Source organism: Microcystis sp. LEGE 00066 (assembly GCF_015207925.1).
Classification (GTDB): domain Bacteria; phylum Cyanobacteriota; class Cyanobacteriia; order Cyanobacteriales; family Microcystaceae; genus Microcystis; species Microcystis ichthyoblabe_A.
Window position 1 is genome coordinate 1 of sequence record NZ_JADEVX010000191.1, and the last position, 7,521, is coordinate 7,521.

At 42.0% G+C, this 7,521-nt stretch carries 6 protein-coding genes and 1 pseudogene; 3 read left to right on the forward strand and 4 right to left on the reverse strand.

Translation table 11 applies throughout. The features are described from left to right. Positions 1–223 (reverse strand): transposase (locus tag IQ224_RS19585; RefSeq protein ID WP_130757148.1); only part of this gene is annotated, 223 nt, incomplete at its 3' end. 193 nt (positions 224–416) lie between these two features. Between IQ224_RS19585 and IQ224_RS19590 the strand changes: the two genes are divergently transcribed. Further along, entirely contained in the window at positions 417–1,280 is an 864-nt protein-coding gene (locus tag IQ224_RS19590; RefSeq protein WP_036401768.1) for a RodZ domain-containing protein, read from the forward strand. A 68-nt stretch (positions 1,281–1,348) separates the two neighbouring features. On the opposite strand, the gene IQ224_RS19595 is transcribed toward IQ224_RS19590, so the two are convergent. Then, positions 1,349–1,861 (reverse strand): dihem cytochrome c family protein, encoded by a 513-nt coding sequence (locus IQ224_RS19595; protein WP_002745847.1) that lies wholly within the window; start codon positions 1,859–1,861, stop codon positions 1,349–1,351. Positions 1,862–2,484: 623 nt separating this feature from the next. Then, a pseudogene (locus IQ224_RS19600) lies at positions 2,485–2,879 on the reverse strand (bluetail domain-containing putative surface protein); the annotation flags it as partial. On the opposite strand from IQ224_RS19600, the gene IQ224_RS19605 reads away from it, so the two are divergent. Both IQ224_RS19605 and IQ224_RS19610 read left to right on the forward strand, forming a co-directional pair. After that, complete coding sequence (locus IQ224_RS19605; RefSeq protein WP_194033384.1) at positions 2,863–6,531, forward strand: CHAT domain-containing protein; 3,669 nt, start codon at positions 2,863–2,865, stop codon at positions 6,529–6,531. The pseudogene IQ224_RS19600 and the gene IQ224_RS19605 overlap by 17 nt on opposite strands. Then, the gene (locus tag IQ224_RS19610) at positions 6,521–6,853 is read left to right on the forward strand and encodes a hypothetical protein (protein WP_002745855.1); all 333 of its coding nucleotides are present in this window, start codon (positions 6,521–6,523) and stop codon (positions 6,851–6,853) included. The genes IQ224_RS19605 and IQ224_RS19610 overlap by 11 nt, the downstream gene beginning before the upstream one ends. 103 nt (positions 6,854–6,956) lie before the next feature. Here the strand turns inward: IQ224_RS19610 and IQ224_RS19615 are convergent, their stop codons facing one another. Then, positions 6,957–7,322, reverse strand: coding sequence for a hypothetical protein (locus IQ224_RS19615; protein ID WP_084989866.1), 366 nt, complete (start codon positions 7,320–7,322; stop codon positions 6,957–6,959). Positions 7,323–7,521 lie beyond the last annotated feature (199 nt).

Consider the following 7,521-nt stretch of genomic DNA (forward strand, 5'->3'; position numbering starts at 1 on the left):
CTACTGTACTTTTAGCTTGGGCGGCAATTATATCTGAGGGGTGAAAATAGGGGGAATTCCAAAAGTCGTAGGTGGCACTCGCTGCGGCTAGATTTCCCGAAGCTTGTGGCACACTTGTACTAGGTTGACTGGCCAAGTTTTCTACGATACTGATTAACCTTTTCTTTCTTCTGGTGTCCCCTAGGTCTGCATATTGTAATTCTTGGGCTGCCCATTTCTCCATTTTTTTGCTTACCTCCACCTTAATTCCTTCTTTCAAAACTATACCTATCAATCGTTTCCCCTTTTTTTAAGTTTCTTCTCTTTTTGTTAAGAAAGATCTGACTAATGGATAGCTTGATAAGGGGGGCGCCGATCCCCCCTTAGTCCCCCCTTGATAAGGGGGGCGCCTGATAATTTTTAACGCCTACCTACTTATGACTGGAATTATGAGTCAACTCAGTCCCCTACAAGCCGAACAAATCAAGGAAATCGGGACTTATTTACGTCAAAAACGAGAAGAAAGCTGCCTGAGCATAGACGATATCGCCGCCGTGACGATGATTAGATTGCCAATGCTAGAAGCGTTGGAAACGGGGAATTGGGAGAAATTACCAGAATTAATTTATGTCAAGGGATTTATTAAACGCTACGGTGATGCCCTAAAAATTGATGGTAAAGCTTTAGCCGATCGCTTGTCTCCTAGTGCGGAACAATTAGCCCAAGAGGTAACTATCCCGAAAACACTGCCCACAAAAGCTACCCCCATCCCCAAGGCTGAACCGGCTGCCCCAAAAGCGGAACGAGTGAAACCAGAAAACCCGGCCCCAGAAACTAGCCCCCAACCGGCTAAATCGACCTTTTTCGGGATATATCTCTGGCTAGGCCTGCTGGCGGGCATATTTTGTGGTATTGGCTATCTTTTCCTCCGTCCCCCTTTCTCTAACCCCCCTGCCGTTACTCCCTCTCCTTCCCCCGTGGGTTCCCTCGCACCGGTAGTCCCTCCTGCGCTGGTAGCCTCTCCTTCCCTTTCTCCTCAGCCAAAAGTTCCCCTCTCAGCCGAGGTAACTATTGAACAGGCCGCTTGGGTACGGGTAATTGCCGATGGCAAAAAAGTCCATGAAGGCAATCTCCAACCCGGGACCAAACGAACTTGGACAGCCCAAAAGAGTTTAAATATTCGATCGGGCAATGCTGGTGCTGTTAAAATCTCTCTTAACGAAAACCCTGCCCAATTAATGGGTAAAGCTGACCAAATCGGCGAAATCACCCTCACTGCACCCCCTCTCAGTGATCAGTAAACAGTAATCAGTAATCAGTAATCAGTGAACTAAAAACTCACATCTCAAAACTGATAACTGATAACTGATTAGGCTGCATCATCCCAGATGGGGGTAAGGGTTTGATAATCGTAGCGGGAAGCGTTGGGATGACAGGTGACACAGGTGGTGTGACCGAGAGGAGTGGGTAAATTGACCCTAGGGTGCAAAACCTTTACATAGGTGGACTGTTCAATTAGGAGGGGAACAAAAGTAGTCTCCCTAAGAGGGCGGGAAGAATAACTGAGATAATCCCAGATAAGACGCTGAGTAATGCCAACAATTGGTTTTAAACGGATCCCATAGTGAGAATTAGGATTTTCTAGGATTTTTTTCCAAGTTTGACTCGGTAGGATGCTGGGAGGAATGGCAATATGGCAGCTGGCACAATTTTCTAGATAGGTTTGCTCTCCAATTTGATAACGATTCAGCACTGTATCCGAGGCAGAAGATTGGGCGATCGCTGGTTGTTGAAGTAGCGAAGCCAGTAGAATACCCCCTAGAATACTGAGGAGAAAGAGGATCAGAAAAAAAATCGATTTCACTTGACCGCTGGAAGGCATGACTGGGATGACGAGTAATTGAACACAATTGTGACACTCTCGCCATCACAATGCCAAGCTGTGTGATGGGAGATTCTTGCTTCACAGAAACCTGCTTTTTGAGACGAATCCCAACGAGTCTGACAGTCTCTCCACAAGCTTAAACTCCTGACTACCCATCAGTATTTGGGTTCTTCTGGTTTATGTGTGGAAACGAGGTCTATACTGATATTTTCTAGTTTTTTCCGCAGCCCGACTGAGCGTCGCCGAACGTCAAAATAGCACTAAAAGTCTTGCTTGATAGGTAGGGTTTGCGGCAAAAAGCACGGGCGAAGCATTCGGATAGAAAATCTCCGGTTTCACCGATATGTTATTGTCCGAATGCTTCGCCCCTACAGGACGCGGGCCGATGAAGACGCAAGGTTTTGAAGCACGATTTTCTCAAAATCTTGCACCTGTTTCGCCAGAAAAGCCACAAAACCGCTATCTTGCCTACATTTCACATTTATTCAGCAAACCCTAGGTATTTTATGGTTTCATAAGCAAAAATTATAACACAAAGTCGAGAAGAGCCTCTTAACTTTTTTATATCAAAATTACTTGAACGGGAGCATTAAAAGGGGAGAATTAATCCCCCCATCAATTTAGACAAAGAAACTATTGACTGCAATAGGGCCGAGCGCCGGTAAAGTACCCGTTAACCCAGTCAGATTAATCACCAAATCATTAGCACTTTGGAAACCCGCCGTACCGTCGTTGATAATTAGGTAAGTAGAAGAACTATTGTCCCGCACTAAAGCAGCACTGTTAATTCCGAGAGCTTGATTTCCGGCTGTTGCGCCATTAGCATCAATGAAGACGTTAGTAACAATAGTGTTAATATTAGTCGTGGTGCTGTCTGTTGCCCGGGTAAAGGCGACCGGGGCATTAATTGCCAGATTGACAAGGCATTACCCGTGCCATTAAGATTACCAGTACCAGTGAGGACGAGATTTTCCACGTTGTCAGGAAGGGTATAGGAAATGGAAACCCGCAGTGAAACACCTCGTGAAACTTGGCTGCAACCGATTGTCGCTCTTCTGGGAGAAGGGGAATTTGGTGAAGCTTATGCTTTGGCTGCATACTTTCCTAACACTCGCAATAGGCAACTCGTGCAATTTGCTGCGTTACTGGGACAAAATAAGTTTAGTGAAGCTGATACTCTCTTAAAGAAATTTGCTGCTGAAACTCAAAGCCTTGTAGCTGAATTTGCAACTATTCTGAGCCAAGTCGATTTGAACCTCCTTGATACAGCCTATAAAGCTATTGAGAATCAATATTTAAAGTATTTCGAGTTGAGTGATTTCTGTTTTGAATTTCAACTCTTCATTCATCCAGAGACAAGCTCATTGGTCGTTGATGGCTTACTTCAGCTTGCTGCACAGGTGCTAATTGGTGGCAATTTTGAGCGCGGTAGGGCATATCTAGAAAGGGCGATCAAACTAGATAATTCTCCAAAAAGGCTTATTCAGTGTGCAAAAGTTCTTCTGATAAATAAGCCAAAAGGAAACGGAGGCAAGAATTATATTCGAGCCGTTGCCTTCAGTCCCAATGGTCAATTGATTGTTAGTGCTAGTAAGGATCATTCAATACAGTTGTGGGATCTTCAAGGCAAACTTGTTGGTCAGGAATTTGGCGGACATGAAGGTTCAGTCAATTCTGTTGCTTTCAGTCCTGATGGTCAATTAATTGTTAGTGGTAGTAATGATAAAACTATACAATTATGGAATTTACAAGGTAAGGAAATATGTCCTCATTTTAAGGGACATGAAGGTTTAGTCAATACAGTTGCTTTTAGCCCAGATGGTCAATTGATTATCAGTGGTAGTAATGATAATACAATACGATTGTGGGATAGGAAATGTCATGCAGTAGGGGAGCCTTTTTACGGACATGAAGATACAGTTAAATCGATTGCTTTTAGCCCAGATGGTCAATTAATCATTAGTGGGAGCAATGACAGAACCATAAGACTATGGAATCTACAGGGCAAATCTATCGGTCAACCCCTACGGGGACATGGGAGTGGTGTTTCATGTGTTGCTTTTAGTCCAGATGGTCAGTTTATTGTCAGTGGTAGCTATGATACAACTGTTCGACTATGGAATTTACAGGGAGAACTAATTACCCCTCCATTCCAAGGACATGATGGTTCGGTACTTTCGGTTGCCTTTAGTCCAGATGGACATTTGATTGCTAGTGGTAGCAACGATACAACAATACGGTTGTGGGATCTAAGAGGAAACCCAATAGGTCAACCTTTCATAGGACATGATGATTGGGTTCGTTCTGTGGCATTTAGTCCAGATGGTCAGTTTATTGTCAGTGGTAGTAATGACGAAACAATTCGACTATGGAATTTACAAGGTAACTTAATCAGTATCAATAAAAAGTCAGCCTCATATCGACGAGTAACTCTTGCTTCAGACTTAATTCATCAAGCTCTAAATCAGTTTGGTAATGACAAGGAAAATGTTCAAAATAAACTGAAGATAGCAGAACTTTTTGCGGTGCATCTACAAGATATGAGAGCATCTCGTGAGTTGTTGATTCCGGCAATTCAATCTAGTAAGAATGCCAAGAAGATATGTGATGTATTACTCACACTTGCTCAAAAGGAAAATGTTCAAAATAAACTGAAGATAGCAGAACTTTTTGCAGTGTATCTACAGGATTTGAGAGCATCGCGTGAGTTGTTGATTGAAGTAATTCAATCAAGGATGAATACTCAAATACAGGAAGTATTGCTCACTCTCATTCAAAAAGATTTATATATTCAACCAATTATTTATTTTTTATTAAGTCCTACTAATAATCTTCCCTTGATTGAGCAGTTGGCAAGAGATTTTTTACAATCTCAAGATTTCTCTTTTCAAGACACAGCACTTTTGTTATTAACTTCAGTAAATCCTAGTGAAAAAGAAAATCGCTCTCTTTTTACTAAAGCTTTACTGAAGTTAGAACCATCAGCAGATGAGCAAAATGTGCCACTGCCTACTAGCAGAAGCGAAGGTGGTTCGATCATCCATAATTGTTCGAGCAATATTGCAAGCGAAGGTGGTTCGATCATCCATAATTGTTCGAGCAATATTGCATCCGATAGGGACAAAAAAGAACATAAAAACGTAACAATTATACGCCACACTCGAATCGAATTCCCATCAGAATGTGTTCTTGAGCAAAAAGCTGAGTTAAAAATTCAGCTAACTCAAGAGATTCCAGAATTTACTCGTGTTCTAGAAAAAATTTTGCTTACAGTCGGACGTAATACTAAGCAAGTTGAACTAAGCGTCAAGGTTACAGCTCCAGCATTTGCCATAAGACCTTATCAGCAGCAGTTGACTGTTCCAGTTAAAGGCGATTCCAACGAAGTGATTTTTACCCTTGTTCCTCTTGAAAGAGGTGAGCAAGTAATTGAGATTGAGTTTTTTAAAAGAGCAACAAGAGTTGGGTATGTAATCGTTCAAACTAACGTAACTTTCTACTCGCATAATAAAATATCGCCAAAAGTTTTATCAATGGAAGACCCAATTGATGGTCTCAAAAACTTAGAAAGTATGACGGTTAATCCCGATAAACATACACTTAATGTTACTTGGATTGAGAGAGAAAGTAAATTACTCTATACCATTTTCCCAGCGAATCGATTAGGCGAGTGGGAAAAAACAATTCCCAATATTCAGCAACAAATTGAAGATGATTTGCGAAGTTTGAATGCTTTCCTGACAGAAGTAGTGCAACAAGGAAACCCCTCTGATGAGCGTTGGGAGAGTATCTGTTTCAATCTTCAGAGTGTTGGCGCTAACTTGTTCGAGATGTTAATTCCCTCTGAAGTAGCAAAAAAAGTGCGAGTTTGGAAAATTGGTTCTCCCGTAATTATCTCGACTAATGAACAGTGGATTCCTTGGGAATTAATGTACGACGGCGAAGATTTTTGGGGAAAGAAGTTTATTATTGCTCGCTCTCCTCGCCTCAGCGATAGTCAAGATTTACCAGATAAAAATAGACCTGAAAGTAAGGGAAAAAGACAAATCAAGCGGATTGTCAATATTGTCGGTGGAGATTTACCTTCCTCGGAAGCAGAGCGAGCTACCCATCTATTCTCTAATCTTCTCCCCCCGGAAGCGGTACACTTGTTAGCTAAACAGCCAATTTCGTCCCTTGTAAAAGCTATTCCCGGCACAGATGCGCTTCATTTCACCTGTCACGGACATTTAGAACCGCACCTACTCCAAATTGCTGGCGACAAGAACAAAACTTGGATTGAAAACTTGCTCCTTGAAAACATCCAAAGGCTACCGCTTGAGCCGGGTAGTCTTGTGTTTGCTAACGCCTGTGCTTCAACCGTTCCCGTGTTAACCTTTGGAAAATTTATCAGTTTTGGCGGGAAATTTTATCAGCGTGGTGCAGATGCTTTCATTGGAACTTTAGGAGCCGTACCAGTGAAATATGCTGTCAACTTCGCCGAAATTGTTTACCGTGAATTATTCAACCCAGATGAGAAAATTACTATCGGACAGGCTGTAGCCAAAGCCAAAGAAGTTGCAGCCAATGAGAGAAACTTATTTTGGCTACTGTATTGTATTTATGGCGATCCAGATTTCTCGATTGTACAGCAAAAAAATTCCAAGGAGGAAGACCATGCCAATTAAAGTATATGCCACAGCCGTCGATCCAGCTTCAGTTAGTAGCTTACAAACTGAGGATGAGGAAATTCTGACTACTTTGGGGCCACAAGAGGAAACCATCGCAGTTCAGTTGCAAGAACTCTTTGAATCTGTGATGGAAGCTCTTTCTAGTAAGGTGGATGTAGAAAGTCAGTTGACTGTTGAAATTAATGGTTCAGTCAGCCTAAAGGCGCAGGGAGGACTCAAATATCTGTTTTTCAACATTGGAGCAGAAACAGCCAATACAAACACGATGAAAGTTACCCTATCTACAACTTTGCAGCCAAAAATACAGAAAACGAAGTAAATGTCCACCATCAAAACAAAAAGCCAGAGGTCGGTATCCGGTCTCTCAAAGAAAACGGGTTTCTCAAAGAGTTTCTCAAAGAAACCCGTTTTCTAAAGAAGTTCTAGGATTGGATTTTTGCCAAAGACTGCTTAAATTCTGCGAGAGAATTAGCGGTAGCTGCTAATTTTAGTAGCTCTTCTAAGATAGTAGGGTTAGTCATTTTGCCGATTATCTCTTCAATTTCTGAAGAAATCTGTCCAAAGCGCACGGTTAAAACTGTTTTTATGTCATCGCGGCTTTTTTCTAACGCTCCAATTTCCTTACCAATTTCCTTACCAATTTCCTTACCAATTTCCTTGCCTATTTCCTTACCGCGTTCGATTCCTCGTAACTCCATATTACTTACTAAAGGCATGGTTCTTTCCTCCTCAAATTGTTTAATTTTACTCTCTAAACTTGACTGCAATTCAGGGGATAAAGTCATCATATTGTCGATGATTTCAAACAGTTTAATTATCTGTTCCCTCTTAAACTCCTTTTCATAAGTAGGTAGGCGTTAAAAGTTGTCAGACACCCCCCTTATCAAGGGGGGCAGGGGGGATCGGCACCCCCCTTATCAAGGGGGGCAGGGGGGATCGAACCTAAAATCCATTTTTAATTTAATTATAACCAGCTACTTATAATCC

Bases quoted from the DNA above. Each gene is read 5' to 3' on its own strand.
- IQ224_RS19590 (WP_036401768.1), top strand. From the start codon at position 417: ATGACTGGAATTATGAGTCAACTCAGTCCCCTACAAGCCGAACAAATC.
- IQ224_RS19595 (WP_002745847.1), bottom strand. From the start codon at position 1,861: ATGCCTTCCAGCGGTCAAGTGAAATCGATTTTTTTTCTGATCCTCTTT.
- IQ224_RS19605 (WP_194033384.1), top strand. From the start codon at position 2,863: ATGGAAACCCGCAGTGAAACACCTCGTGAAACTTGGCTGCAACCGATT.
- IQ224_RS19610 (WP_002745855.1), top strand. From the start codon at position 6,521: ATGCCAATTAAAGTATATGCCACAGCCGTCGATCCAGCTTCAGTTAGT.
- IQ224_RS19615 (WP_084989866.1), bottom strand. From the start codon at position 7,322: ATGATGACTTTATCCCCTGAATTGCAGTCAAGTTTAGAGAGTAAAATT.